The sequence below is a fragment of the Thermogemmatispora sp. genome (assembly GCF_042408735.1).
Taxonomy (GTDB): domain Bacteria; phylum Chloroflexota; class Ktedonobacteria; order Ktedonobacterales; family Ktedonobacteraceae; genus Thermogemmatispora.
Window position 1 is genome coordinate 42888 of the sequence record NZ_JBHOQV010000094.1, and the last position, 25485, is coordinate 68372.

18 protein-coding genes are annotated in these 25485 nt (G+C 62.0%); 7 read left to right on the forward strand and 11 right to left on the reverse strand.

Annotation, left to right across the window (positions count from 1 at the left end; genetic code table 11):
* Nucleotides 1-66: 66 nt before the first annotated feature.
* The 3 genes from ACFMO7_RS07810 to ACFMO7_RS07820 all read right to left on the reverse strand — a co-directional run bounded on the left by ACFMO7_RS07810 (nucleotide 67) and on the right by ACFMO7_RS07820 (nucleotide 5269).
* Complete coding sequence (locus tag ACFMO7_RS07810) at nucleotides 67-1206, reverse strand: VWA-like domain-containing protein (RefSeq protein WP_376794964.1); 1140 nt, start codon at nucleotides 1204-1206, stop codon at nucleotides 67-69.
* Nucleotides 1207-1298: 92 nt separating this feature from the next.
* Entirely contained in the window at nucleotides 1299-2303 is a 1005-nt protein-coding gene (locus tag ACFMO7_RS07815; protein WP_376794965.1) for an ATP-binding protein, read from the reverse strand.
* A gap of 992 nt (nucleotides 2304-3295) precedes the next feature.
* A complete protein-coding gene (locus tag ACFMO7_RS07820; RefSeq protein WP_376794966.1) occupies nucleotides 3296-5269 on the reverse strand; it encodes a hypothetical protein in 1974 nt (657 codons plus the stop codon).
* A gap of 505 nt (nucleotides 5270-5774) precedes the next feature.
* Between ACFMO7_RS07820 and ACFMO7_RS07825 the strand changes: the two genes are divergently transcribed.
* The 7 genes from ACFMO7_RS07825 to mutL all read left to right on the forward strand — a co-directional run bounded on the left by ACFMO7_RS07825 (nucleotide 5775) and on the right by mutL (nucleotide 16221).
* Nucleotides 5775-6530 carry a hypothetical protein gene (locus ACFMO7_RS07825; protein WP_376794967.1) on the forward strand — a complete coding sequence of 252 codons (756 nt, stop codon included), beginning with the start codon at nucleotides 5775-5777 and terminating at the stop codon, nucleotides 6528-6530.
* A 98-nt stretch (nucleotides 6531-6628) separates the two neighbouring features.
* Nucleotides 6629-7201 (forward strand): hypothetical protein, encoded by a 573-nt coding sequence (locus ACFMO7_RS07830; protein ID WP_376794968.1) that lies wholly within the window; start codon nucleotides 6629-6631, stop codon nucleotides 7199-7201.
* A gap of 14 nt (nucleotides 7202-7215) precedes the next feature.
* Nucleotides 7216-8847 (forward strand): APC family permease, encoded by a 1632-nt coding sequence (locus ACFMO7_RS07835; RefSeq protein WP_376794969.1) that lies wholly within the window; start codon nucleotides 7216-7218, stop codon nucleotides 8845-8847.
* A 154-nt stretch (nucleotides 8848-9001) separates the two neighbouring features.
* On the forward strand, nucleotides 9002-10471 hold the full coding sequence (locus ACFMO7_RS07840; protein WP_376794970.1) for an APC family permease: 1470 nt from the start codon (nucleotides 9002-9004) through the stop codon (nucleotides 10469-10471).
* A gap of 33 nt (nucleotides 10472-10504) precedes the next feature.
* A complete protein-coding gene (locus tag ACFMO7_RS07845) occupies nucleotides 10505-11329 on the forward strand; it encodes a GNAT family N-acetyltransferase (protein ID WP_376794971.1) in 825 nt (274 codons plus the stop codon).
* Between the two features lie 327 nt (nucleotides 11330-11656).
* Nucleotides 11657-14410, forward strand: a complete 2754-nt coding sequence (gene mutS / locus ACFMO7_RS07850; protein ID WP_376794972.1) for a DNA mismatch repair protein MutS — start codon at nucleotides 11657-11659, stop codon at nucleotides 14408-14410.
* Nucleotides 14407-16221 (forward strand): DNA mismatch repair endonuclease MutL, encoded by a 1815-nt coding sequence (gene mutL / locus ACFMO7_RS07855; protein ID WP_376794973.1) that lies wholly within the window; start codon nucleotides 14407-14409, stop codon nucleotides 16219-16221. The genes mutS and mutL overlap by 4 nt, the downstream gene beginning before the upstream one ends.
* A gap of 150 nt (nucleotides 16222-16371) precedes the next feature.
* On the opposite strand, the gene ACFMO7_RS07860 is transcribed toward mutL, so the two are convergent.
* From ACFMO7_RS07860 to ACFMO7_RS07895, 8 genes are all read right to left on the reverse strand, one after another.
* Nucleotides 16372-17172, reverse strand: a complete 801-nt coding sequence (locus ACFMO7_RS07860) for a hypothetical protein (protein ID WP_376794974.1) — start codon at nucleotides 17170-17172, stop codon at nucleotides 16372-16374.
* Between the two features lie 103 nt (nucleotides 17173-17275).
* Entirely contained in the window at nucleotides 17276-18715 is a 1440-nt protein-coding gene (locus ACFMO7_RS07865; RefSeq protein WP_376794975.1) for an MFS transporter, read from the reverse strand.
* Nucleotides 18716-18911: 196 nt separating this feature from the next.
* Nucleotides 18912-19139: a DUF951 domain-containing protein gene (locus tag ACFMO7_RS07870; protein ID WP_376795024.1), complete on the reverse strand. Its 228-nt coding sequence runs from the start codon at nucleotides 19137-19139 to the stop codon at nucleotides 18912-18914.
* A complete protein-coding gene (gene nadD, locus ACFMO7_RS07875; RefSeq protein WP_376794976.1) occupies nucleotides 19123-19815 on the reverse strand; it encodes a nicotinate-nucleotide adenylyltransferase in 693 nt (230 codons plus the stop codon). The genes ACFMO7_RS07870 and nadD overlap by 17 nt, the downstream gene beginning before the upstream one ends.
* Nucleotides 19816-19873: 58 nt before the next feature.
* On the reverse strand, nucleotides 19874-20914 hold the full coding sequence (locus tag ACFMO7_RS07880; protein ID WP_376794977.1) for a mechanosensitive ion channel family protein: 1041 nt from the start codon (nucleotides 20912-20914) through the stop codon (nucleotides 19874-19876).
* 68 nt (nucleotides 20915-20982) lie between these two features.
* The gene (locus tag ACFMO7_RS07885) at nucleotides 20983-21711 is read right to left on the reverse strand and encodes a Maf family protein (protein ID WP_376794978.1); all 729 of its coding nucleotides are present in this window, start codon (nucleotides 21709-21711) and stop codon (nucleotides 20983-20985) included.
* Nucleotides 21708-23063, reverse strand: a complete 1356-nt coding sequence (locus ACFMO7_RS07890; protein WP_376794979.1) for a class I SAM-dependent RNA methyltransferase — start codon at nucleotides 23061-23063, stop codon at nucleotides 21708-21710. The genes ACFMO7_RS07885 and ACFMO7_RS07890 overlap by 4 nt, the downstream gene beginning before the upstream one ends.
* Nucleotides 23060-25408 (reverse strand): tetratricopeptide repeat protein, encoded by a 2349-nt coding sequence (locus ACFMO7_RS07895; protein ID WP_376794980.1) that lies wholly within the window; start codon nucleotides 25406-25408, stop codon nucleotides 23060-23062. Before ACFMO7_RS07895 ends, ACFMO7_RS07890 begins: the two co-directional genes overlap by 4 nt.
* Nucleotides 25409-25485 lie beyond the last annotated feature (77 nt).

Below are 25485 nucleotides of genomic sequence, written 5' to 3' on the forward strand. Positions count from 1 at the left end.
AGGGTAACTGGCTGTAGTCGACCCGCTGGCGGCTTCCACTTCTGCTCATGCCGGGGTGGAAGCCCCTCAATGCTCCTCATCGGGCACCAGTTCAATCACTTCGCCAAAAGGGAACGCTTCTCGCTCAAGGTGGTAGCCCGTCACAACCCACAGTACGGGTAACTCAGGCGGCTCTTTGGGAAAGGTGCCGAAGCCATCGGTCAAGTAAACGCAGACGGCGTTCTGCCACGGTTCGTACTCGGTCCGAATCCGCTCGAAGAAGGGGGTGAAGTCGGTTCCGCCGCCGCCCTGGGGCGGTGGCATGCTGACGGAGAGGCTGCCCAGCTCGTAGGGGCCGTGGCACTCTCTATCAACGTAGTAGAGCTGGCCAATCACATGCGGGTAAGCGGCCAGAATAGCGCGTAGCTCACCCAGAAAAAGGCCCAGCTCGCTGTCGCTGATCGAGCCACTCGTATCCACAGCGATGTAGGCATGGAGCTGCTCGTTCTCCTGAGCGTCGAGATAGAGGCGCTGGCCGATAAAGCGCCGATCGAAGCCCGCAAAGTCGCTGGGAGTCTGCGTTAGAAAGCGCCACAGATAGCTGCGCCAGTCGAGCCGGCTCGGTTCAATCCGCGCCAGCTCGCGTGTGAGACCAAGGGGGAAAGGCCCAGGCAGCTCGACTGTGCTGCGGGCCTGGCTAATTGCCCGCCACCAGTAGCTTCTGAGCCGTTCCGGCTTCTCGGGCGTTTCTGGCTCCTCGAGCGAGGCCGGCTGCTTAAGGTCGAGGGGAACACGGAGCTGAGCGGCGTGCTTGCGGTCCTGCCGCAGGTGCTGATAGACCTCCTCGACGCTCAGGTTCTCCAGCCCTGGCTCACGGATGTGCCCTTTGGGCAGGTCAAGGTGGGTCAGGTGGGCGATGATACCGTTAACGACGATATCCGCCGCAATGTTCCAGAGCTGCGGGTCGCGCTTGCCGCGTCGTGGTACATGTTGCAGGGCGGCATGAAGCACCTCGTGGGTCAGCACTCCTAGTCGCTCGGCTGGCGTCAGCTTCTGCCAGAAGTCAGGGTTAAAGGTGATAGTCCGCCCATCGGTCATGGCGGTCTCCACCGCCTCACTGATCTTGATCTGGCTAAAAAGGCTGAGGGTAGCGAAGAAAGGTTGCCGCAGGCGTAGTTGAAGAATGGCGGCGCTGATCTGTTTCTGAACGTCCTGGTGCTCCTTCATGGCCTCTCCTCCTCGGAGCGAGCTGTTCGGCGACGGTGAAGTGCTGGCGATCGCAGCCCCTTCTGTCGGTGTCATACCTCTTTCTTCATTCATTACTGTTGGTTGAGCAGTTCCATATACTCGGTGAACAGCTTTTGGAGGTGCTGGTTGCGCTGGATCAGGGCTGCCAGCTTGCCCAGCTCGTTGCGTGCGCGCAGCAGGTGGAAGAGATCAGTGGCGAAGAGCTGGACCCATTCAGGTTGAGCTTTGCGGCTCATCCAGACGAAAGCCTCATAGCACTGCTGCAGGGTAGAGGCGCGCGTTGCCAGGGCGGTCGTGATGGCGTAGCGCAGCGATGGTTCGCCAGGAAAGGCGATGTGCTCGCCCTCTCCCTCCAGAATGGCCTGGATATCGGGGAGGCGTTCGTAGAGGGCCATAAAAGCCTCGAACTCGGCGGCAGCGGCCTGACCGACCGCCGGGGCGATATCCAGTCCGGCCTTGTAGAGGGCGTCGGCCATCATCCAGGTGCGCGGTGAGGGCCAGGCTGGCTGCTGAGGATCGAGCCTATGCAACAGCTCGGGCCGAAAGGCCAGAAAGGCTAACAGGTGCTCGTGCATGCCCTGCTCCAGGGCGTAGGCTTTGAAGCTATCGAAGTTCGGTTCGACAAACAGATGAATAAAGCGATTGCTGAGCGGGGCGGGCATATCAAAGACGGCGGCGCGATCCTCTTTGCGGTTGCCAGCAGCCCAGATAAACCACCCTTCGGGAACGCTGTAGCTGCCGACGCGTCGGTCGAGGATCAGCTGCTGGGCGATGCCCTGGATCGTTGGCGGAGCCAGGTTTAGCTCATCGAGAAAGAGGATGCCCCGACCCGAGCGTGGCAGAAACTCGGGCGGATACCAGCGGGCTGTGCCTTCCTCGGCCACGGGCAGGCCGCGCAGATCGGTTGGAGCGAGCTGGGAGAGACGCAGGTCGATCAGCTCCAGGCCGTGGCTGCGGGCTGTCTGAGCGACAATACTCGATTTGCCGATGCCGGGTGGGCCCCAGATCATCGTGCTCATCATCAGGCGTCGACTTACCAGGCCGGAAAGAAAACGTGCCAGGGCATCTGGTCGCATAGGACTCTTTCACCTTCCTTAATTATCCGCCTCTTAGGCGAGAGACTGTCTTCTCTCCATTTATCTCATAGTCATTCCAGGTGGATGCATGGCATCCCTGTAGTCCCTGCTGGCAATGGGTACTGCTCGCTGGAGCTGCTCCAGGGCGAGCGCCAGGAGAGATGGCACACACCATAGAACGCTGAGCGACCAGCTGTCAAGGTGCCTGCCACCAGACCGGCCTTGCTGACCTCTCCTCGGTGTTGAGCTGGTGAGGATCCAGCCCAGGGTCAGCCTGCCCGGTCGGCCCCACGGCGACGGCCACCAGAGCTGGCGCCCTTTTGAGTGTGGCTCTATCTCCGCGTCGTGATGGCCCTCCTGGTCCCTGTGCGGCTGGCTGGCGGCTCCTCGTACCGCGAGAACGCCAGCTCCAGGCCGCCGGCGGACACCTCCAGTTAGAGAGAGGCTCTGTATTGGTCAGGAACTGAGATGAGAACGTGCCAGGACGAGCTGCGTGGAAACCTCCAGCGGCGTATGGGAGTTCTGGGCGGCTGCACGGCGCACCACCAGCCGCCGATCAAGAGCCAGGCTCTGCGGCCTCTTCAGGGGGGTTGCCAGCCTGGGAGACAATGGCCTTCAGCACGGACAGCCCACTCAGGACCCTCAGAGGTGCTGGAGCCGTCTCCTGGTAGGCAGCCTCCTCTTTGGAGTGCTGAGAGGGGCCTCGGCTTCCGCTAGCGGCTCTCGCAGTCCATGAAATTGCTCTTTCGTCTGGTCTGGCTCGCTGCCTGGATCGCTCTACAGTGGCGGGCGAAAGACTGCCACGGACGGGAGAGCAGCGAACAGACAGGCGAAAACGGCCCGGAAGTCGAAGCCAGGGTCAGCAAGCCAGGGGCCAACGTCCCATCAGTTCAACAGGAGGCAGAGTGAGTTTGACCGATGGAGGATTGCCAGGTTCTCGCCCGAGAGACAAAGGCTTTGCCGATTCAGTATAGTCAAAAGCGCGGCACCGGTCAATCTGCAGGCTGGCCAGCCAGGCGGGCACGGGCAGCAGCGCGCACAAAGCAGGTGCCATCGTGGGCCAGAGTCTCCAGCAAAGGAGGCGGAGCAGCGGCATGCTGAGCCACAAGATAGCGCTCAACCCAGCGGCCCGATTCGGCAAACAGCTCCAGCAAGGCTGGCGGCAGATCGCGACGTTGCAGCAAGAGCGGACGCAGACGCGAGGGCAGGTCAGCTTTGATGATCTCTTCGCGCAAGGTCTCTAACAGGTAGTCGAAGAGCAGGCCCCGTCCTTGGGCAGCAACCCGCGGGTGAGTCGCTACCGCGATTGCCACCTCGCTATCGTTCAGGCGCAGCAACTGTTCTAGCAGCGTCAGCGGTGAGGCGGAATGAGCGGCCAGAGCGCGAAGAATCTCGATGGGCTGAGCGCTCTCCTCTATCGGGAGCGCGGCTCGTTGGCGACGCCACTCGCTCAGATAGCGGGTGGCCAGGCGCTCCAGCAGGGAAGCCGGCAACCGCGGCTGCCGACTCAGGGCCAGGTGGATCTCGCGGTCGTCCATCTCCACCAGCCGTGTCAGCACATCAAGGGGGACATTGGGATTGCAGGCCACCCCAGCGAGCAAGGGACGATCCTCGATTCTGGTAGCTACCAGGCGGTGCAGGGTCTCTGACGACAGCCCTGGGTGAGAAGCGGCCTGCCGACGAATGATGGCCTGAGGGTGGTTGCAGAGCTGTTCAGCAAGGTGAGAGGGCAGGCGGGGATTGCTGGCCAGCGAGAGCACAACCTCCATCTCGGAATCGTGCAGCAGGCGTTCGAGAAGCGCTTCAGGCAGAGCCGGGTGAGCGGCGACAGCGGCTCGCACCAGACCGGCCTCGTCCTCTGCCAGGTGCCAGAGCAGGGGACTCTCCTGCGGCAGGTGTGAGGCGACGGCGGCCCGTACTGCAGGGCTGGCATCGTTGGCGAGCAGCAGGCGCTCAGCAGATCCCAGAGCGGGATGGCAAGCTGCCGCCCGACGCACCTCGGGTTCGGAACTCCTGACCAGAGAGAGCAATCCCTCCGCTGGCAGTTGAGGATGGCTGGCAGCGGCGCTGCGCACCCTGTTGCTGGTATCCTCTGCCAGGGTGAGCAAGAGAGCGGGCGGGGTGGCCGGGTTCGCAGCCACAGCGCTGCGGATCTCAACCTCTGTAGCCTTCGCCAGTTCCTGGAGCAGCTCGAGCGGAAGAGCTGCCAGCCGGATGACCTCGGCGCGGACCTCTAGCGGTCCCTCGCTGACCAGCTTCAGCAGCGTCTCCTGACGCAGGTGGGGGTAGCAGGCCAGCAGGAGCCGGCGCCAACACTCCTCGTCCGGCTGGTAGATTCCCTCGATTACCAGAGGATAGAAATCGGGTATGGCCAGCACGAGGAGCACAAGCGTCGAGCTGAAGGAGCGGGGATAGAGGCCGACCTGGCTATTGCGTCGCTCGTAATCGGCGACCGCCTCACTGGCAATGCGCCGCCACTGCTCGTTAAACTCGGAAATCTCGCCTGCAATGGCCACGTGCCACTGTAAGGCCCACATGGTTTCATCGGAGAACCAGCGGATGCGGCTGAGGTTCACATCTTCGTTGAGCCAGCGTAGCCAGAGCAGAGGCGTCTCCTCGCAGCGGAGGAGCTGAAGCCAGGCCTGGGGCGAGGCCCGTTTGATGAAGTCGGGCTGTGTCAGATTCAAGAGGGGCAAAACAGGATTGGACAGAAATTCGTGAGGGAACTCACGGGCCAGTTCCAACAGCAGGTCAAGCGACGTATTGGGATTGCGCGCCACGGCGCGGCGCACAGACAGATCGCGTTCCCTGCTGAGCTGCTCCAGAACAGCGGGCGGTGTTGCTGGATTGGCGGCCACCAGCGGGCGTAGCGCTGGCATCTGGCTCAGCTCAGCCAGCCGTTCGGGGGCCGTATCAAGGCTTTGGGCCTCAGCGACCAGCTCGGGGGGCATATTTTCAATTGTCATGGGCCACAAGATCCCTCATGATCTGACTCGCGACTTTCAAAGAGCAGCTGCTTCATGTGCCGAAGCAGCATGAAAGGTAGGATGACGTACCAGAAACCTCGCTGGCAGAGAGAGCGCCGGCAACGAAGCCGGGTAAAAGCGGCCCTCCCTCTTCCTGGCGGCCAGCCCATCGACGGATAAGTAAGTAACTGATGAAATACTATAGACGACAGGGCTGGCCTCTGTCAATCAAGGTCTGAGCTGGAGCAACCTCCTCCTTCGATGTAATGCCGGGCGCTTCTCTTCTTCCTCAACCTCCTTTGGCGACCATGAGCGGCGTTTCCTGTTCTGATCTGCCTGATCCAGAGCCGTCTTAGCAGGCCCTTTCTTGTATAACTCCTTTTAAAATGGTTTGCCAATTTTTACAAACTATTAATATCCAGCCAGTTCAGATAGTGCTATACTCCTTAACTGTCTAGAAGGAACTGTTGAAGCGTTGTTCCTATCCTTTGACAGGAGCGCCCAAATGGTAGTACATCGGGGTTTAGAGCGAGACGTGGGGCGCGAGGTGGCCTCTGACCCCTGGCAAGGAGCTTCCCTTGATCTTGGGACCCTCTTGCGGCGCACGGGTTTTGGCATCAAGCTGCGCTTCCTCATCTCAATGCTGGTTGTCTCCTTTATACCTGTCAGTTTATTTGTACTGTTCTTCTACCGATCAGCCTATCGGCTGGAAGGCAGGAGCACCTGGCTGCTGCTCAGCGGCATTCTTCTCCTGACGGTGCTGACAGCGACCTGGGTCTTTCTGCCGATCGTGCGTCCCATCCGTCGGGCGACGCGTCGCATCTGCGCCACCACCGAGGAGGTACGCCGTTTGACCATTGACGCCCAGCGGATTGCCGAAGATCATCATACTGGGACCTCTATTTTAGCGGCGGTCAGCCGGCACCTGGCGGTGCGTCACGCGGCCATTCTGCGCGACATTGCCCTCATTACCCGAACGTGTCAGGTTTTGCAGCCTCGCCTAACCTGGCTTCTCCAGCAAGCCCGTGCCAATCGCGATAGCGAAGCGCGTGAGGCGCTGGCGGCCCTGAGTCATGGCTTGCAGCAAATAGCCTTTCTCTCTTCGAGAATAGCCGATGCCTATGAAAGGGATAGATTGCCCGAGCAGCTAGAAAAGGCCATGAAGAGTGCCCAAGAAATTGCGGCCCAGTTCGATGAGGCCAGCCGGCAACTGGCCAGAGACCTGGAAGAGCTAGAGCTGGCCACGGAGGCGCTCATTTAGATCCGTCAGGTCTGTCGAGATTGAAGAAGATCTCCACCTCTGCAGCGCCTTGGATAGCTGCCTGGTTTTGCCGCAAGACGATGAGGGACGGCGCAGCAATGTACACCAAAGATTTCGCCAGTCTGCTGCAGCTCCTGAGCCTCTCCCAGCAAAGTGGGACACTTATTGTGCTACGTAGGGGGGAACCCTGGCAAGCGAGCCTGCAGCTACAGAGGGGCCGCCCTCTTTCGTGTATCATCATTAGCCTTGCCGATGGGCGGCTACTGATGAGTGGTGCCCAGGCCATCGACTGGCTGGCCAGTCGAGGAGAGCTGCAGTGGCATCTGGCGGAGGAGGAGCAGGGTGGCCCAGTCAGGTCGACTTCGGCCGCCTCTGCGCGCCAGCCTGGTGCTGGTGAGCGCCTGGCGGGGTCCAGCTCCTCCCCAGCGCTGGAGAAGGGCTTTCAGCTAGTGCCTCGTCGCCTACTCCAGACCCCTGCTCTCTCGTCCTGGTCACGCGAGGAACGGCTGATCTTCGCTTTAATCGATGGGAGCCGAACGGTGGCCGAGATCGCCCATTTGCTGCGCCGCTCGCCAGAGCGGATTACCTCCATTCTCCTCTTCATGGTCCAGAGAGGAATCATCGTTCTAGAAGAGCGTTCACCCCGAAACGATAGACCTATGCATCAATAGAGAAGGAGATGCTCATGACGTCTTTGATTTCCACGGTGGAGCCAGAGCCAGGCTCATCAGCGGGCCGCAAGTCTATGCTGGAAGGTCGTCCTGAGCTGCCCAGCGAGCGCTTTCCCCCTGGTCAGTTGCCGCGCGTGCTGCGTCCGCGTGATCTGACGGTTCTCTGCCTGATTGCCGTTCTGCTTATCAACAATGTTCAGACCGTGGGAGTGGCAGGAGGAGCAAGCCTGCTCTACTGGGGTGTGGGATTTCTGGGCTTTCTTGTGCCATCGGCCCTTGTCTGTGGGCAGCTCTATCGCCTCTTTCCCGGGGAAGGGGCAGTCTACCTATGGGCCAATAGAGCCTTTGGCAATTTCTGGGACACTTTTCTCGGCTTTTTCTGCAACTGGTGGCCGGGGGCCATTGGTCTGACTGTGGAGGCCGAGGCCGCCGTTGCCAGCCTGCAGGACCTCAATCCTGGCTGGCTTGCCCTTCCCTGGCAGCAGGGTGTAGCGGCCATCCTCGTGCTGCTGGCGGCACAGTCGCTTTGTGCCCTTGGTCAAAGGCAGCTTCAACGCATTTTGAACGTGGCCATGCTGGCCTATGGCCTGATGTTTGGGCTTGTGGGCCTGGCCGGCCTGTTGTGGCTGCTCGCTGGTCAGCCGCTGCGTGGTGACTTCTCGGCCCAGTCCTGGCAGCTCAATGCCTCTAGCTTGCCCGTACTGGCCATCGTCACAGTGGCCCTGTTGGGCATGGCGGTGCCGCTGAACATGGGTGGCGAGGTTGTGGATCGGCGACGGAGCGAGCGCTACCTCCTCTGGGCTACCCTGATCATTGTCGCCGGCTATCTCCTGGCTACCTTCGGCGTCCTGGCCGCCCTTTCGCCCACCGAACTCAAGGAAGCGACCTTTGTCTCCGCGCTCCTGACCCGCGTTTTCGGGAGCGATATAGGCTATATCCTCTCCAATATTTATTACTCCATAACTTTCATTTACTTTATTTGCGCGACTGCGGCCTACAACGCCATGTTCTCGCGCCTGCTCTTCGTCGCGGGCCTTGATCGCCGGCTGCCTGGTGTGCTGGCGCGTCTCAAGGCCAATGGTGTACCATTCAATGCTATGCTCTTGCAGACAGCCCTTAATGTAGCCTTTATCCTTGTCATATTTTTTGTGGCGCCAGCCGTGCCTTACCAGGAGCTGGCGCTCACCGTCTTTCTAGTCGTCATCAACGGAGCTTCAGTCATCTGGGACATCGCCATGATCAGCCTCTTCTTGTGCGGCATACTGCTCTGTGGCCGCCAGGGTCGGCAGCCGAGCGAGCGCTGGATTGTTCCGCCGCCGCTCTTTTACCTGGCTGCTGGGCTAGGAATCATCCTGACCGGCGTAGCCATTGGCTGTACCTTCTTCGCTGGCTCGCCGGTGCCGGAGGTCCTGAACAACGAAGATTGGGGGTTCTGGGTCTTGCTCTTTGTGCTGGCCAGCCTGACAGTGGGGGCCATCTACAGCTTCCTGGTTCCCGAGGCTGAGGATCTGGCCGCCCTCCTGCCGTCGGTTAGCGAGACCCCCACCCTACCCTTGCCCGCCAGTCGGCCTGCTGGTGGGACGGGACCCATCGCCTCTTCCCAGTCGGGAGGTGGCGGGCTGCGACACCCGCTAAGGGAGTCGTGAGGCCGAAGCCCTCTACTTATCTCTCTGTTTGCCTGGCTGATGAGCGGGGCTGGCGAGCCGGCTATCTCCGGGAGGTGGGCGGCTCAGTGGGTCAGCTCAGCAAAGAGGGCCGGGCCAGTCCCATGACCAATGAGAGAGAAAGGAACGATGCAAAATGAGCGAAAGCCAGATGCAGACGTCGTCGGAGCTATCTCCCCAGAGCGAGGCGCAGGTCTACACCTTACGCAAAGATAGCCTGGGTCTCTTTGACGCTATTGCCCAGTCGGTGGCCCTGCTCTCGCTGGAGATGGGTATCGCGCTCTCCAGTTCCTTTGCGGCTGCTTCTGCTGGGGCTGCTGTGCCGCTGGCCTACGTGGTTGCCGGCCTGGCGAGCCTCTGTCTGGCCTACGTGATCATTCGCTTTACCAGGCGCATTGCCAGTGCCGGCGGCCTCTATACCTATATTGCTCAGGGGCTGGGGCCACAGGCAGGCTTTATTGGGGGCTGGATGTATGGCGGCGCCTTCGCGGCAGGAGCCTCCTTTACGCTGGCGATCTCTAGCATCTTTCTTGGTCAACTGCTCGAGCACCTGGGGCTGAGTCTTCACTGGTTCATCATTTTCTGCGGACTACTGGTTCTGCTCTTTGTACTGGCCTTCTTCGATGTGCGGCTCTCGACGCGCACGCAGCTCTTACTCTCTTTTGTCGGGCTGCTCGCGGTGTTGGCTCTGGCCGTGATCATCCTGGCCCGCGGCGGAGCCAATGGCATCAGTCTCACCCCGCTCTCGCCGGCAGGACTGGCGGGCGGCTGGTCCTCGCTCTTCTTCGCTGCCATCTTCAGCTTCACCTCATTTATCGGCTTTGAAGCGGCGGCGGTCCTTGGGGAGGAGACCCAGCGTCCGCGGCAGGCCATTCCCTGGGCCATTCTGACAGCGGTGCTGGTGGCCATCGTCTACTACGTACTGGTCTCCTTTGCTATGGCCAACGGCTACGGAACGGCCCACATCGATCAATGGGCCAGGGACGAAGCTCCGTTGGATACGCTGGCGACGCGCTACGCCGGAGCCTTTCTGGCCACCCTTATCGATCTCATGGTCGCTATTGGGGCCTTTAGCGCTACCCTGGCGGGGGTAGTGCTGGCTTCGCGCATGATGTTTGCCGTTGGGCGAGACGGGGGTCTGCCGGCAATCTTTGCCGTGACCCATGCTCGCTACAAGACGCCCTGGGTGGCGATCCTCGTCGTGCTGGCGCTCACGCTGGTGCTGGGGGCGGCTCTGGGTATACAGCTTGGCCCCTTCCTCTTCTTCGGCTTTATGGCCACCACGGCCTCACTGGGCATCCTGCTGGCCTACATCCTGGTGGCTCTCTCTGGGATGGTGGCCTTCATGCGCACTCGAGCGCGGGGTGCGGGCGCGGCGCTGACGCTCATCTTTGACATTCTGCTGCCCTTGATCGCCATTGCCATATGTGCCTTTACTATCTATAGTTCGGTTGTTCCCGTACCGCAATTCCCGCTCAATCTGGCTCCTTACATCGCGGCGGTCTGGCTCCTGATCGGCATTGGACTGCTGATCGTGCTCCAGTTGCGCAGCCCGCAGCAAGTACAGCGCTTCGGCAAGATCCTGGGCGAGCACAGCAGCGAGTAGCCAGTGAGATAGTATCTCGCAGGAGGAAATAGCATGACAGAGACCACAGAGCGGCCTGGGACGGGACCCTCGCCCGAGCTGCTCAAAGCGATGGAAAGCAACCTCTTCGAAGCCTATACTCGTCTGGGCCAGGCCCTGGGAGGTGAATTTCACCAGCGTGGCGGCCTACTCTTCTTTTTCACTGGGCGGCCGGTCTTCTTCTGCAACGGGGTGATCTGCTGTCAGCTCAGCGAGCAGGAGGCCGACGAGCAGATCCCGGCCCTCTGTGCCGAGGCGCGTTCCAGGCAGGTGGCTCTGACCTGGTTATTGGCTCCCTCGTCACGCCCTGCTGACCTGGAGCAGCGATTGCTGGCGCAGGGGTGCCGGCTCGACGAGGAGGTGCCGGGCATGGCGATCGAGCTGGGACGGCCGCTTCCCGTGACGGCGCCGCCTGTTCCGGAAGAGCTGGTTGTCGAAGAGGTCAGCGATACGAGTGCAATGGCGACCTGGCTGCAGGTTCTCTGCGATGGTTTTGGCTTTCCTGAACCGATCAGGGCCGTCTTCTTCGATCTCTACCATCGCTATGGCTTTGTACAGGGACAGCCGGTGCACTATTTGCTGGGCTTCTGGCGTGGAGAGCCGGTGGCCACAGCTTTGCTCACCGTTGGCGGAGAAATGGCTGGCCTCTATGGCGTGGCGACCCTTCCCCAGGTGCGTCGCCAGGGCATTGGGACCGCCATGACGCTGGCGGCCATGCGCCAGGCTGAGCGGCTGGGCTACCGCCATGCCACCTTGCAGGCCACGCCAATGGGCCTGAATGTCTATCGCCGTCTGGGCTGGCAAGAGTATTGCCTCTTCAAGACCTATGTCTACGCCTGAGCCTTTGGCGAGCTGGCTCAGGTAGAGGGAGCCTCGACGGACGGTTAGACCTGGGGCTCCAGAGAGGTCCTCTCGTGCCGCCCAAAAAGGCGGGGGAGGCGCTCCTCGCCTCGCGACAAGAGGAAGGAGCCGTCTCCCTTGTGCTTTGTCTGCCCCTCTCCGCCCGCCGGGAAGACTCTGCCTTTGGTCTGCCGATCTGTCCAATCTGTCCAATCTGTCGATCAGGCCGCATTCGGGCTACCACATTTTGACAATCGCACGGGAATACGCTATAGTACAGACGTTCAGTCGAGGTCTGCTATGGCTTGGCAGGAGGAGAAGAGAGCGGTGAAGGTCACACCCGCACGGCGCCAGTATCTGCAGATCAAAAGCCAATATCCCGATGCTATCTTGCTCTATCAGGTAGGCGATTTTTACGAGACCTTCGATGAGGATGCGCGCATTGCTGCCCGCGAGCTACAGATTGTCCTAACGGCCCGCAACTATGGTGAGGAGCGCGTGCCGCTGGCCGGCATCCCGCTGCATGCCCTGGAAAACTATGTGGGGAAACTGATTCAGCGGGGCTATAAGGTGGCGATCTGCGATCAGGTCGGTGAGGTGGGCCACGGTGTGGTGGAGCGCGCCGTGACGCGCATTCTGACGGCTGGTACCCTCTCCGAGCCGAATCTCTTGCCGGCCCGCCAGAATAACTATCTGGTGGCCATAGCCTCTTCGCGCCAGCAGACCGGGCTGGCCGCAGTCGATGTGAGCACGGGGGAGTTTAGCGTGACCTGGTTCGCCCCCGCGGAGCTACCAGGGGCCCTCGAGGCCGAGCTGCAGCGGCTGGCCCCCGCGGAATGCCTGCTGCCTGAAGGGACGAGCCGCGAGAGCTACCACTTCCCTTCACAGACCGTGACCATTACCGCCTGCCCGCCCCATTTCTTCGACGTCGAGGCGGCCCGCGCCCGTCTCTGTCGCCATTTCGGCGTCCAATCTCTTGATGCCTACGGCTGCGCCGAGGCCCCTCAGGCTATTGCCGCCGCTGGAGCTATTATCGCCTACCTGGAGAAGATGAATACGGCCCTGCTCTCCCTCTTAACGGGCCTGCGTTCCTACCAGACGACCAGCTATATGGTGCTGGACGCCCACACCCAGCGCAATCTCGATATCCTGCAAGGCTCACGCAGCGGTACCACCCAGGGAAGCCTGCTGGGCGTGCTCGACCGCACCCTGACCCCAATGGGAGCCCGGTACCTGCGCCGCATGCTGACGCAGCCCTTGCTCGACCTGACCCTCCTGAACGCCCGTCTGGAGAGCGTCGAAGAGCTATATGAGAGTCCCGCTCTGCGCAGCCGTATTGCCGCTTGCCTGCAGAGTCTGGGAGACCTGGAGCGTTGTGCTGGGCGGGTGCGCCAGGGAACAGCGACCCTGCGTGAAGTCCAGGGCTTGCGAAACTATCTGGAGGTCATTCCTCGTCTGCGCGAGCTGTTGCAGGGATGTCAGGCCCCGCTGCTGCAAGAGATTGCCGGCGAGCTGGATGATTGTCCCCAGGTGCGCGAGCTGATCGCCCAGGCTCTCGTCTCGGAGGGCCAGGTTGACGATGGGGCCGCACATGGGCGGCTCATTCGGGCAGGGTTTCATCCCGAGCTGGATGCCTTAATCGCCTCGATCCGCGACTCGCGCCTCTGGATGGCGCGTCTGGAGCCGCAGGAACGCGAGCGTACCGGCATCAAATCGCTCAAGGTTGGCTACAACAAGGTGTTCGGCTACTATATCGAAGTGAGCAAGGCCAACCGTCATCTGGTCCCCCCGGACTACGAGCGTCGTCAGACCCTGACAAATGCCGAGCGCTATATCACGCCTGAGCTGAAGGAGCATGAGGCGCGCATCCTCAATGCCGAGGAGCGCATTGAAGAACTTGAGCGCAGCATTTATGCCGACGTCCTGCGCCAGTTGAGCCTTTCCTACGGCCAGATTATGACCACGGCCTCAGCGGTGGCGCGCGTCGACGCCTTGCTGAGCCTGGCCGAGGTGGCCGCTCACTACGGCTACGTCAGGCCGGTACTGGAGCAGGGGCACGCGCTTGAGATCGTTGGCGGGCGCCATCCAGTGGTTGAGCGCAGTCTGGACGGCGATGTCTTTATTCCCAACGATACCCACCTGGACGGAGACGCCGGCGAGCGCATCCTCCTGCTGACTGGTCCCAATATGGCCGGCAAATCGACCTACCTGCGTCAGGTGGCTCTCATTACGCTGCTGGCTCAGATTGGCAGCTTCGTCCCTGCCAAGAGCGCGCGCATTGGTCTGGTCGATCGCATCTTCACCCGTGTGGGGGCCGAGGACGATATCGCCTCGGGCAAAAGCACCTTTATGCTGGAGATGGAGGAAACAGCGGCCATCCTACATCATGCGACTCGCCATAGCCTGATCGTGCTTGACGAGATCGGGCGCGGCACCAGTACCTACGACGGTCTGGCCATCGCACGGGCTGTGGTGGAGCATCTCCATTCCGTGATCGGAGCCCGCACCCTCTTCGCCACCCACTATCATGAACTGGCGGCGATGGCCAACGAGCTGCCCCATCTGCGCGTCTACACGATGGCGATCAGCGAGGGCGAGGACGGGGAGATCGTCTTTCTGCACCGTGTGACCCCCGGCTGCATCGGGCGCAGCTATGGCGTCCATGTGGCACGCCTGGCCGGCATGCCGCCGAGCGTCATCCGTCGTGCCCAGGAGGTGCTAAAGACACTCGAAGTAGGCCAGCACGCCCCCGGTCAGATGGCCGGCGTGGCTCTCGTGACCGGCGCCTGGCCCGCGTCCGCTGCCGCCCGCTCCCCTGCGCCCACGGCTCTCTTCAATGGCCATCGAGGGGGAGAGGCTCCTGAGAGGCAGGCTGCGGCAGTGGCCGAAGGCGGCGAGTTGGCCCTCACCTACGCCTGGCAAAGCGAGGAGGGGCGACGTTTAGCAACCCTGCTTGAGCGTCAAGGGGCGTCCGAGGCCCTGCTCGATCAGGTCGATATCTGCGCCATCACTCCGCTTGACGCCCTCAACCTGCTCTTTGTGATTCAACGCCAGCGACAGAAACAGAGAAAGGCGTTATGAATCGCCCGGACCCGTTAAAAACAGATCCGATTCAGCAGTCTTCATCTGAGGCCGCATCGGCTCCCGCAGGGCGCTCACCCATTCGTCAACTTCCAAACGAAGTGGCAGAGCGCATTGCCGCCGGCGAGGTCATCGAGCGGCCCGCCTCTGTAGTCAAAGAACTGGTGGAGAACGCTCTGGATGCCGGTGCTCATGAGATCCGCGTCGAGATTCGCGATGGGGGCCTGCGCCTCATTCGCGTCAGTGACGATGGCCAGGGTATTCCCGAAGAAGACCTGGAACGGGCCTGTGCGCGTCACTCGACCAGCAAGATCGCCCGCGTCGAGGACCTGGAGCATCTCCATACCCTGGGCTTTCGCGGCGAGGCTCTGGCCAGCATCGCCGCCGTCTCGGAGCTGACCCTGCTCAGTCGTCCCATCGAGAGCGAGGAGCGCGGCCGAGAGGAGCCTGCGGCCTGGATTACGCTGCGCGGCGGCGAACTCATCCAGCGTGGCCATCGGGCCCGTCCGCACGGCACAACCGTCACCGTGCGCGAACTCTTCTACAATGTTCCCGCTCGTCTCAAATTCATGAGAAGCGCCCGCAGTGAGGCTGGACAGATCCTGCAGCTTCTCTACTGCTACGCCGCCGGCTATCCTGCCGTCCGCTTCAGCCTCAGCGTCGAAGAGCAAGCCCTGCTCCAGACCAGCGGCAGCGGTGACCTGGCCACAGCCCTGGCCGAACTCTACCGCCTGCCGATTACCGGGCTACTGACTCCCATCGAAGTAGAGGACGAGGAGGGCCTGCGGGTCTTCGGCTATGTAGGTAACCGTGTGCTGGCCCAGCCTAATCGCCAACATATGATGCTCTTCGTCAATGGGCGACCCGTGCAGGTGCGTGCCCTGCAAGAAGCCCTCGAAGCTGGCTATCGCCCGTTGCTTGCCAGGGGACGTCATCCCCTGCTGGTGCTGCACCTGCAGCTACCGGCCCAGGAGATCGATGTCAATGTTCACCCGGCCAAAACAGAGGTGCGGCTGAGGCGCGAGCGCGAGCTAGCGGCTCTGCTCAGCCGCAGCGTGCGGGCCGTTCTCGAACGCAGTCCAGTCCTGCCAGCCGAAAGCGCCTGGCCGGGTCCGGCCAGTGTCTATCAGCCGCGCCTACCAGGGCCACGCCGGCGGGGTCTGCGTCTGCTAGAAGCGGGCGAGCCTTACCACAGCGAAGGCAGCCGTCCGACGCCAGCCGAAGCGCTAGCGGCCCTGCGTCCCCTGGCCCAACTGCAGCAGGCCGTCATCCTTGCCGAGGCCCCCGATGGGAGCCTCTATCTCATCGATCAGCACCGTGCCCACGAGCGCGTCCTCTATGAGCACCTGCGCAGCCGTAGTGCTGGTGCCGGCAACGAAGGAACGGAGGCCCTGGCCGCACGCCTCCTGCTTGAACCGCTGGTTCTGGAGCTGAAAGGCTGGCAGGCGGAGCTGTTGGAGCAGCGCTTGCCGATCCTGGCGAGTCTGGGCCTGGACTGTGAGCACTTCGGAGGACGCAGTTTTCTAGTGCGCTCCGTCCCCGAAGGGATAGGTGACAGCGAGCAGCTTGCAGCCCATCTGCATGAGCTAGTGGAGATCGCGCTGGAAGAGGGCGAGGACTGGAAAGATCGCTTGCTCATCGGGCTGGCCTGCCGCTCAGCCCTGCGCCGGGGGCGTCTCTTAAGCCAGGGCGAACAGCAGGACCTCCTGCAGCGACTGGCTCAGACCGCGGCGCCGGCGGTCTGCCCGCACGGCAGCCCGGTACTGCTACACTACAGTCGAGCCTTCCTCTCCGACAAATTCGAGTGGTAGCCACTGACGATCGCCCCTCTGAGCGGCCTGTGAACGGCCTGCCCGTGCCGATCGACGAACGGCCATTGCAATGAAACGAGCGAGCAGGCACGACGGGCAACAATCGCCTCCACCAGAGGCCCGGGGACGATCTCTTGGGGGGCCGGGTCCTCACAGGAGCCGATTGAGAAGATCGGCCACGATAAAGATGACCAGATCGAGGGCGAGCAGGGCCAGCAAAGCGAAATCGATGTGAAGGGCCACAGAGGCAATGCCCTGCAGGAGCGCCTCGTTGAAGACGAGCACGTGGGTGTACCAGAGCGCGGCCAGCAGCAGCCCGGTCAGGACCACCAGGCCCGTCAGGAGCCAGCGGGCGCCGCGCCAGTCCTGGGAGCTTGGCCAAAGCTCTGCCGTGATAGTCAGGATCAAATAGGGAGCGAAGAGAAGCGTCCACCAGGGCCAGCCTGGCCGGATCAGCTGCAGGCGCACCTCCCAGATGTTGTAGCCCGTGGCCACCCAATAGAGGAAGATGATCGCCCCAATTCCCCCGATCAACGGGGCGATAGCGCTCAGACCATCGCCGATATGGCTGACCAGCCGTCCGGGAGGGCGCACATACTGTACCTCGCCGAGCTGGAGGGCCTGGGGCATGCCGCGCTGCAGCATGCCGTATGGCCTTTCCTGTATCAGAGGTCTGATGCGAAACAGGGTGATTTTGGTGATTCGGAATCCAAAAGGGCTGAAGAGCAGTACTACGAACGCGTGGCAAAGCTCATGTAAGATGACTCCGGGGGCGTTCATCCAGAACCAGATCAGCAGGCCCCGCTCGCCGAACAGCCGATAGCCGATACGGTCCACGCGGTGGCGCAGGGCGCGGCAGATCTGGCGAAGCAAGAAGAAGAGCACAAACACGCCGGCGATCAGCAGCCAGGGTGCGTACGGCTTGATCTGAGCAGTCAGAGCAGGATCCATCAGCCTAGCCTCAGCGACGATCAAGAGCGCGACGGCCTCTCATCTAATCACTATTGTAGAGAAGGATCTGTGCGAGCGTCAATAGGGCCACGTTTTTCGGAGATCAGCGGCTTATCTCATCGGCTTCGCTCTCAAGCTCCTCGTGCCCGTATTCCTCAACGCGTTCTTCCTGTAAGCAAGGGGCGGGGGGATAGCGGCGCTCGTAGAAGAAGCCCCAGAGGGCGAAGAGCAAGACGGCCAGTGACAACAGGTAGATCACGCGATCGATGCCGAGCAGGTCAGCCGCCGCGCCTGTCAGCAAGATCACCGGGATAGTTCCGGCGTTATAGAGCATCAGCTGCAGTGCCAGCACCCGGCCCTTAATCCACTCGGGTGTTTCCTCCTGGACGCGCGTCTGAGCGGGAATATTAATGCAATCCAGAGCGATGCCGCCCAGGAACATAATCAGGGCGGCGCAGCTCAGGAACAGCGGGTGTGTATTCCAACCCACCGGTTGCAGGCTGCGGGCAATTAAAGTCAGCAGTGGCAAAAGAAGAATGATCAAAGCGAAGCCCAGGCAACCCAGAAAAATGGAGCGCGAGATACCCAGGCGGCGCGTGATGCGTGGCATAAAGAGCGAACCCAGGACCAGGCCGATCCCGGCGGGAGCGAACACAAAAGCCAGGGTATCGGCTGGCAGCAGGAAGAGCCGTGTCACCAGGGCTGTAGCCAGCTCGGCCACCAGCGCCAGCAAGATGCCGGCGAACGAGAGCTGCACCACGGCCAGCAGCAGCGGCTTATTCTGGCGGATAAAGAGCCAGCCCTGGCGCATTTCCGTGCCGATATTGCCGAACAGGCTCAAAGACTGCGTTGCCAGGTCCTCGCCTGTCACGGCAGGGCGACGCGGGGCATGCTGCTCGAAAGCCTGGGCGGGGATCAGCAAGATCAGGCCCGCGCAGACCAGGTAGAGTAGTCCGATCAGGAAATAGAGCGTCTCCACCGGCTGCACCGTCAGCGAAAAGAGCTGGATGGTAGGAAGCAGGCTCAGCACCAGCGGGGCAAAAATAATCATTCCCAGCGCCATCGAGGTCATAAACGTAATATTGAAGAGAGCCAGCGCGGGCATCAGCTCATCTTCATCGACCAGCAAGGGGATCGTTGAACTCTCTGCCGGTGTAAAGAACTGGCCGATACTCGAGATCAGAAAGGTCAGCAAGTAGGCGGGAATCAGTTGTCTGGCATCGATCAGCAGCGAGATCACGAAGCCGAAGCTTGCGATAGCGCGCAAGCAATTGCTGCCCCACAGGATCAGCCGCTTGTCGAAGCGATCGACAAAGACGCCAGCGGGAGCACTGAAGAGCAAAGCGGGCAAGCTGAAACTGATAATAGCCACGCCCACCAGCGTCGTTGAGCCCGTGACCTCCTCGACAAGGACCATGATGGCATAGTTTGAGGCGTTGAGGATAGTCATCGAGATCAACTGAGCAAGCCAGAGGTAGACAAAGTTCTTCTTCCTGAGAAGTGTCTTGAAGCCTCCCCCTTGCTTGGACCTGGCAACAGCCATAGCATCTCTCCCAAATGTGCTAGCTTCGAAGTGAACGTGGAGCGGCGCAGAGTAGCGCGGAGCCGTGAGTGGGCGCCTGTCAGCGTTGGGCAGGGGCGCGAGCTGGCGCCCTGCACTGGCTTCTTTGCCTTCTGCCAGAGCCTCTCTTTCCGTCCCCTTGCCAGTCTGCCAGTCTGAGAGCCTGGCCCTGACAGGGCTAGAAGGCCGTGGGCCCATCTGGCTCCTCGCCTGGCGGAGCCAGAGGCGGCAGGCGCTCCTTAGTACGCCGCTCCACCTCAGAGCGGGGCAACAAAATGCGCCTTCCGCAGGTCTCACAGCGCAGGCCAATATCGGCCCCCAGCCGCACCACCTGCCAGGTCGACCCCCCGCACGGATGGGGCTTGCGCAGGCGCAAGCGATCCCCAAGCTCAAGATGCATGGGCATCCTGGACATAGCTGGGTCCCCCCTCTGCTGCTTCAGGTGGCACCGGCTCGCGATAGAGCTGGTGCTGCGCAATATACGCCTCGACACTCTCTGGGGTTTGATACTTGATTGGGCGCCCCTCTGCCACGCGCCGACGCAGGTCGCTGGCCGAGATCGAGAGATAGGGCGCGCTGACCACGCGCAGGCGATCACGGATACCTGGCAGGCGATTTTCCAGAGCTGCGATCAGCCCCTCGGGTGGTTGGTAGCCGGGCCGGCCCACCGCCACCAGGCAATCAAGCTGAGCCAGAACGCCGGCGGCATCGTACCAGCTTGTGAACTCGGCCAGGCTATCGGCTCCCAGGATGAAAGCCAGATAGGTGGCGGGTCCCCAGCGCTCACGCAGCAGGCGCAATGTCTCCACCGTATAGGAAGGACCTGGCCGCTCGATCTCGATCTCGCAGAGGGAGAAAGCGGGGTTCGAGGCGATGGCCAGCCGCAGCATGGCGAGGCGATGCTCCGCCGGAGTCACCAGGCGGCCCGGCTTATGGGGCGGCTGACCGGTAGGAATAAAGACCACCTCGGCAAGGGCCAGCGCCGCTCGCACCTCCTCGGCAATCACCAGGTGCCCGTAGTGGATCGGATCAAAGGTTCCCCCTAACAGGCCAACGCGCCTCACTGCCTGCCTCTCTTCCATAGATGCAAGAAACTCCTCTCAGCAACAATTGTAGGCGCTCCCTCCACCCCCTGAGCTGCTAAATGGCGCCGGCGGACTCCTTGACCGTGAGTTCCGCCTCTTCAAAGGCGTTACGTAGGGCGTGAAGAGCGTCGGCGATCACGCCGGCCTGACCGTGGACAATCCAGAAGCGCACCGTCAAGGTCACCGCTTCCCGCGTATAGCCACTGATGGTGGCCACCGGCTCCGGTTTAGGGATAATCTCATCGATCTCGCGCAGGATGCTCAGTATGCGGGCCGGCGTCTGCTCGCGATCGTACTGTGCCTGGGGCAGCGTCATCGTCAAGGTGACGCGACGTTCGCCATAAAAGGTATTGTTAATGACGGTCGTGCTAAAAATACGCGCATTTGGAATGGTCACTTCCTCGCCGCTAACCAGACGCACCTTGGTCGCGCGCAACTGCACGTCCTCGACGCGTCCGGTCAGAGTTCCGGCGGTCCCGCCCTCGATGCTGATCTCATCTCCAATGTGGAAAGGGCGCTCGATCAAGATATAGAAGCCCGCTACCAGATCCTTAAGGATATCCTGAATGGCAAAAGTAAAGGCCACCGTCAGGGTGCCCAGGATGGCCAGGGGCGTCTCGATCGAGAGATGCCAGAGGGCCAGAATCCAGAAGATGGCGATGCCCAGCACTACAAAGCTGAGCATGCGTCCGATCAGCGTCCGCGTGTTGATGTCAATGCGGTTCTCCGCCAGGTTGCGGATAGTGATCTTGCTGACCGTGCGTCCGACGCCAATGCCGAGCACCAAAATAAAGGCACTCAGAACGACGGTCCAGACATCGCCCATGTAGTTGGTCAGCTTCTCTATTGCCAGATTACCCGCCAGGCTCTTCCACAGCAGCTGCAAATTGCTGATGCTCCAGATGCTAATGACGATCACCACACCGAGTGCCAGCAGCAGCAAGATGACCATGACGCCCAGCGTCTCGACCAGCCAGTCGTCCAGGACGGTCCGGCGCAAACGCCTGACAAGTAAGCGGCGTAAAAAAAAGCCCGCTGCTCCCGTAATGAGGAGAGACAGGATCGAGTAGATAATCTGTGGCAGCTGGATTCCCATTGCAAACCCGCGTCCGGCTGTTGACCTTCCCTGAAAAGAGCGTGTGATGTGTATTACTTCGTCGCAAATTATATCATACTCTTCTCTGGTTGCAGCAGGCAGCGCTCTGACCAGGGACAGGGACTACCTGGCTGGACCAGCGCTGGCAGACGAAAGCCGCCGGTCTGCAGGAGCGCGCTCAGGGTACAGAGCGGGAAGCCGACCACATTGAGATAGCAGCCGGCGATCTGTTCGGGCAACTGGAAGTTCGGGTTCTGGATACCGTAGGCGCCGGCCTTGTCGAGAGGGTCGCCGCTGGCAATATAGGCTTCGATTTCCTCATCGCTGTAGGAGCGCATCAAGACTGGAGTCACACACTGGCTGCTCCTGATCAGCGCCTGATGTGAGCCATCGCTGCTGCCAGGGCCGCTGGCGGGGAAGGCGATGGCCACCCCTGTAATGACCTGGTGCCAGCGCCCACGCAGCCGGCGCAGGATGGTCCGAGCGTGGGCGGCATCGCGGGGCTTCCCCTGAGAGATCCCATCAAGAATGACCGTCGTATCGGCGGCGACGATGAGGCTGCCGGCTGCCTCGGGCAGGGTCAGAGCGGCCTCGGCCTTACGCTCGGCCAGCCAGCGTCCCAGCTCCTCGGCGGGACCTGTGTAGTGCTCCTCAAGCTGCTCCTCGTCCAGAGGAGAAACGACTGCCTTGAAGGGCAGACCAAGGGTGGCCATCAGCTGGCGCCGGCGTGGCGAAGCCGAAGCCAGCAGCAAGCCGGGCAGCGGCTGGCTCTCCTCACCAATGCTTCTATTGTTCATATCCGCCTCTCCAGGATCGCAATACATTCGATATGGCTAGTCTGAGGGAACATATCCAGCGGCTGCACCGAGAGCAGCCGATAAGTGGCCTGACGCCGGCAGAGCACCTGCAAATCGCGGGCCAGGGTTGAGGGGTCGCAGGAGACGTAGACGATCCTGGTCACGGGATGCTGCAGCAGTGCCTCCAGCACCTCTTCCTGGCAGCCGGCCCGCGGAGGATCAAGGACGAGGCCATCGAGCTGTGCGGCCAGCGTAGGCAGCAGGTGCTCCACTTTGCCTTTGAGAATCTCGACATTGCTGACGTGGCGCAGGTTCCACTGAGCGTCTTGGATAGCGCTCGGCGACTCCTCGATGGCGTAGACCCGGGCGGCATGGCGGGCCAAAAGCAGGGCGAAGGTGCCCACGCCGCAGTAGGCATCGGCCAGCACCGGTCGGCGCTCGGATCCGCTGGCTGCAGGCCACACCTGATCTGACTCGCTTGAGGAAGTCCTGATCCCGACGGGCTTTTCCTGAAGGAGGCCCGCGATGACCAGACGCGCCATCTTTTCGGCCTGGGCTGTGTTTGTTTGAAAGAACGAGCTGGGACGAATGCGGAAGGTCTCGCCGGCCAGGCGCTCCTCGATGGCCTCGCTATGGACCTCAATGCCAGCCTGGCGCAGCTCCTCGGCGACCTGCGGAGCGGGAGCCGGCTGAATAAGGACCTGGCCGGTAGCGGCCCCGCAGCGTACCAGCACCTGGGGGCGCGCGTTGACATGGCGCGCCAGGATGGCTAGCACGGTGTTGATGCGCTCGTGGGCGATGGGGCAGGAGCGAAGCGGTAGCACGCGATGGCTGCCGCGCGCCGTCAGTCCGGGCTGACCCTCACGGTTGACCGAGAAGCGCATATGATTGCGGTAGTACCAGGGAACCTCGCACGGCTCTGTGGCCTGCACGACCTCGCCTAGCTCCGGCTCCTCGAAGCCCCCAATCTCGTGCAACAAGGAAACGACAACTTCGCGCTTCCAGGCGAGCTGTGCCTCGTAGCGCATATGCTGTAGCTGGCAGCCGCCGCAGGTGCCAAAAACCGGACAGGGAGCTGTTACCCGCAAAGGAGAAGCCTCATGGATAGCGCTGATCCAGACACGCGGCGGCAGGTGCCGACGGGCGCGCCGCCGGCGAGCAGAGGGGGCCAGCTCCTCGATGGCGATGGTCACGCGCTCCCCGGGAAGCCCGGCGGGCACCTCCACCAGCCGTGGCTGACCAGCGGCCGGCCCATCTCCCTGAGCGGGAATCTCCGCCTGGGCCAGGCCGCTGCGCGTCAGCGGTCCCAAAGTCACCGTATGGTAGCTCAGCGAACGCTCTGCCTCCATCATCGCTGTTTCCTGCGCTCGTTCAAGATCTCGCGTGCGGCCTGCACACTGGGCAGACGCTGGTCGAGCCGTTCCGCTTCTTCCAGAAAGCGCTGTGCCTGGCGCAGCTCGCCCTGCTCGGCCAGTACCATAGCCAGGAGGGCGCGCAAGTGAGCCGACTGAGGGAGCTGCTTGAGGCCATCCTCCAGAATCGCGCGCGCCTCCCCAAACTGCTTCTCCTCGACGGCCAGATCTACCAGCTCGCTGTAGGCTTGCAGGTCGCTGGGGTTGTGACGCAGGGCGCGCCTCAAGCTCTCGCGCGCCTCAGCGCGCCGACCGAGGGAGCGCTGAGTATGGCTGAGGGCCAGCCAGATTCCGGGATAGTCAGGACTCAGCGAAGCGGCTCGCTCGTAATGCTGCAGCGCCTGCTGCTGGTCGCCTCGGGCGCTGGCAATCGTTCCCAGAGCTGCTTCGATGATGGTTTCCTCGGCGCGATTGGGATTGAGGGCCTGTGCCTGAGCCAGGAGCTGCTCGGCCTCCTGCAAGACCTCCGGAGGCGGCAGCGGCGTCGCCATGTGCTGCAGCTTCATCTGCGCCAGCAAGGCGTAACCGAGGGCCGTCGGACGCAACGTTAGCGATTCCTGCATGTGCTGCTCGGCCAGCTCGTCGAAGCGCCGGCTGCGCTCTCTCAAGCCCTGCTGCTCGAAAAGGGTCGCCAGACTATCCTCGGTCATGGCCAGCTCACGCAAGGCGTCGGCGCGTCGGCCTGGGAAGCGCTGAGCCAGGCGCTCCAGATAGACCATCGCCCGCTCGCCGTTGCGCAGGGTGGCGGCGTGGCTGTAGGCGTTCTCGACCACCTGCTGATCGAGCGAGAGGCGCACCATCAGGGCATCGTCATAGTGCATAGCCTGTGTCAGGCGGCGTGTAACCTCTTCCAGTAGCGCCTGAGGGTCGGGACGGTCCAATAGCGAGATACTCTTGAGCAAGGCCTCGCGCTGCTGGGCCGAAATCTCGCGGACTCGCTCCTCGTGCTCTTTAATACGTTGCTGAAGTTCGGGAATCGGCAGGCCCTGAGCGCGGGCGCCCTCATCGCTCAGCGTATGGATACGCCAGGCCTCTTCCTGGCGTTGGAGCGTATAGCTTGTCCAGAACCAATGGCGGCCCGTTTCCTTATTGACCGCCGTGCCCATCGCCATCTCTGGCAGGGTACCGCTCAGGGGCGTCTCGCTCAGTTCCAGTGACCAGCCGATCTCAACCAGCTTCCGCGGGCCGCGGCTGGAGAGCGTGCTACCTGGTAGCCAGAGGCCGCTTTGCGGCTGATCGCTTTCCGCCACAAAGCTGACCGTCAGACGGGCAGGTTGGGCCTCATCGGCCCAGGCGCGGCGGCGTGCGATCCACTCCTCACGGCTCAACCCCTCGCGCAGAGGACTCTGCGGCGTCAGCAAATCGTACGCCAGCCCAAAATCGCCAAGCGACCAGGCGCCAATAAAGGTCAGGACCAGCTCTTCGGGGTCCAGAGTCGGCTGAATAAAAGATTGAGCGTTTTCCCGGCCACTCTCGGCCTCGGGAGCCTCGAGGATCAACTGGCGGATCAGTGGCAAATGATAGCGATAACCTTCGGGCAGCTCCTGCCTGCGCCAGTGGCTCACCGCCAGGGCCTCCTCCAACAGGCGGCGTCCCTCTGCCAGGCTACACTCGCAGAAGCGGGCCTCCTCCAGGCGGCTAGTCAGCTCGCTGAGGCGTGCCTCAATGCGGCGCTTGCTGCCCCGTTCGACCAGGCAATCGTGGACCCCTTGCTGCCAGAAATCGAGCAGCAGAGCGATCAGGCGAGCCTCATCATAAGCGAAGCCCTCCTCCCAGCACAGCAAGAGCTGGACCTCGCCCCGCTCGCGGGTCTGCGAGACCAGGCCCTTCCAGAAGCGTGGAGGATGGGTCTGAAAAGCCTGTGGCTCTTCGCGCGGTGGCTGCCACTGAGGATAAACGCGAGAGCCTTCCAGGCGGATCAGAGAGCGCCTGGCCTCCTTGCGACACTCCTTCTCTGGGCTGTAATGATAAAGAGCCTGCAAGAGGTCGGCGGCGTCCTGTCCGCGCCAGCGAGGCTCTCCTGTTGATGAAGGCTGTTGGGTCTCCTGGGGCGGTGCCTCGTCCCCAGGTACCGGTGCATCCCTACCCTGCGCCAGCTCTCTCAAGAGAGCGAGCTGGACACTCAGGGGAGCGGAAGTAATCGGAGCCAGGGCAGCCTCTACCTCCTGCTGGCTCTGGCTGCTGCGGAGCTGCTCGGCCAGGCCGGAGATCTGCGTCAGCAGGCTCTGGAGGCGGCTTTGATCCTCCGCAGACACGGAGCTGGCAAGTTCTTTTTTGCGTGCCATATGAGTGGTGTTCTGCTCCTCCCCTCGCGGCGACATACCTCTGTCTCTGTTGGGAGGATTGTACCACGTCCGGGAGG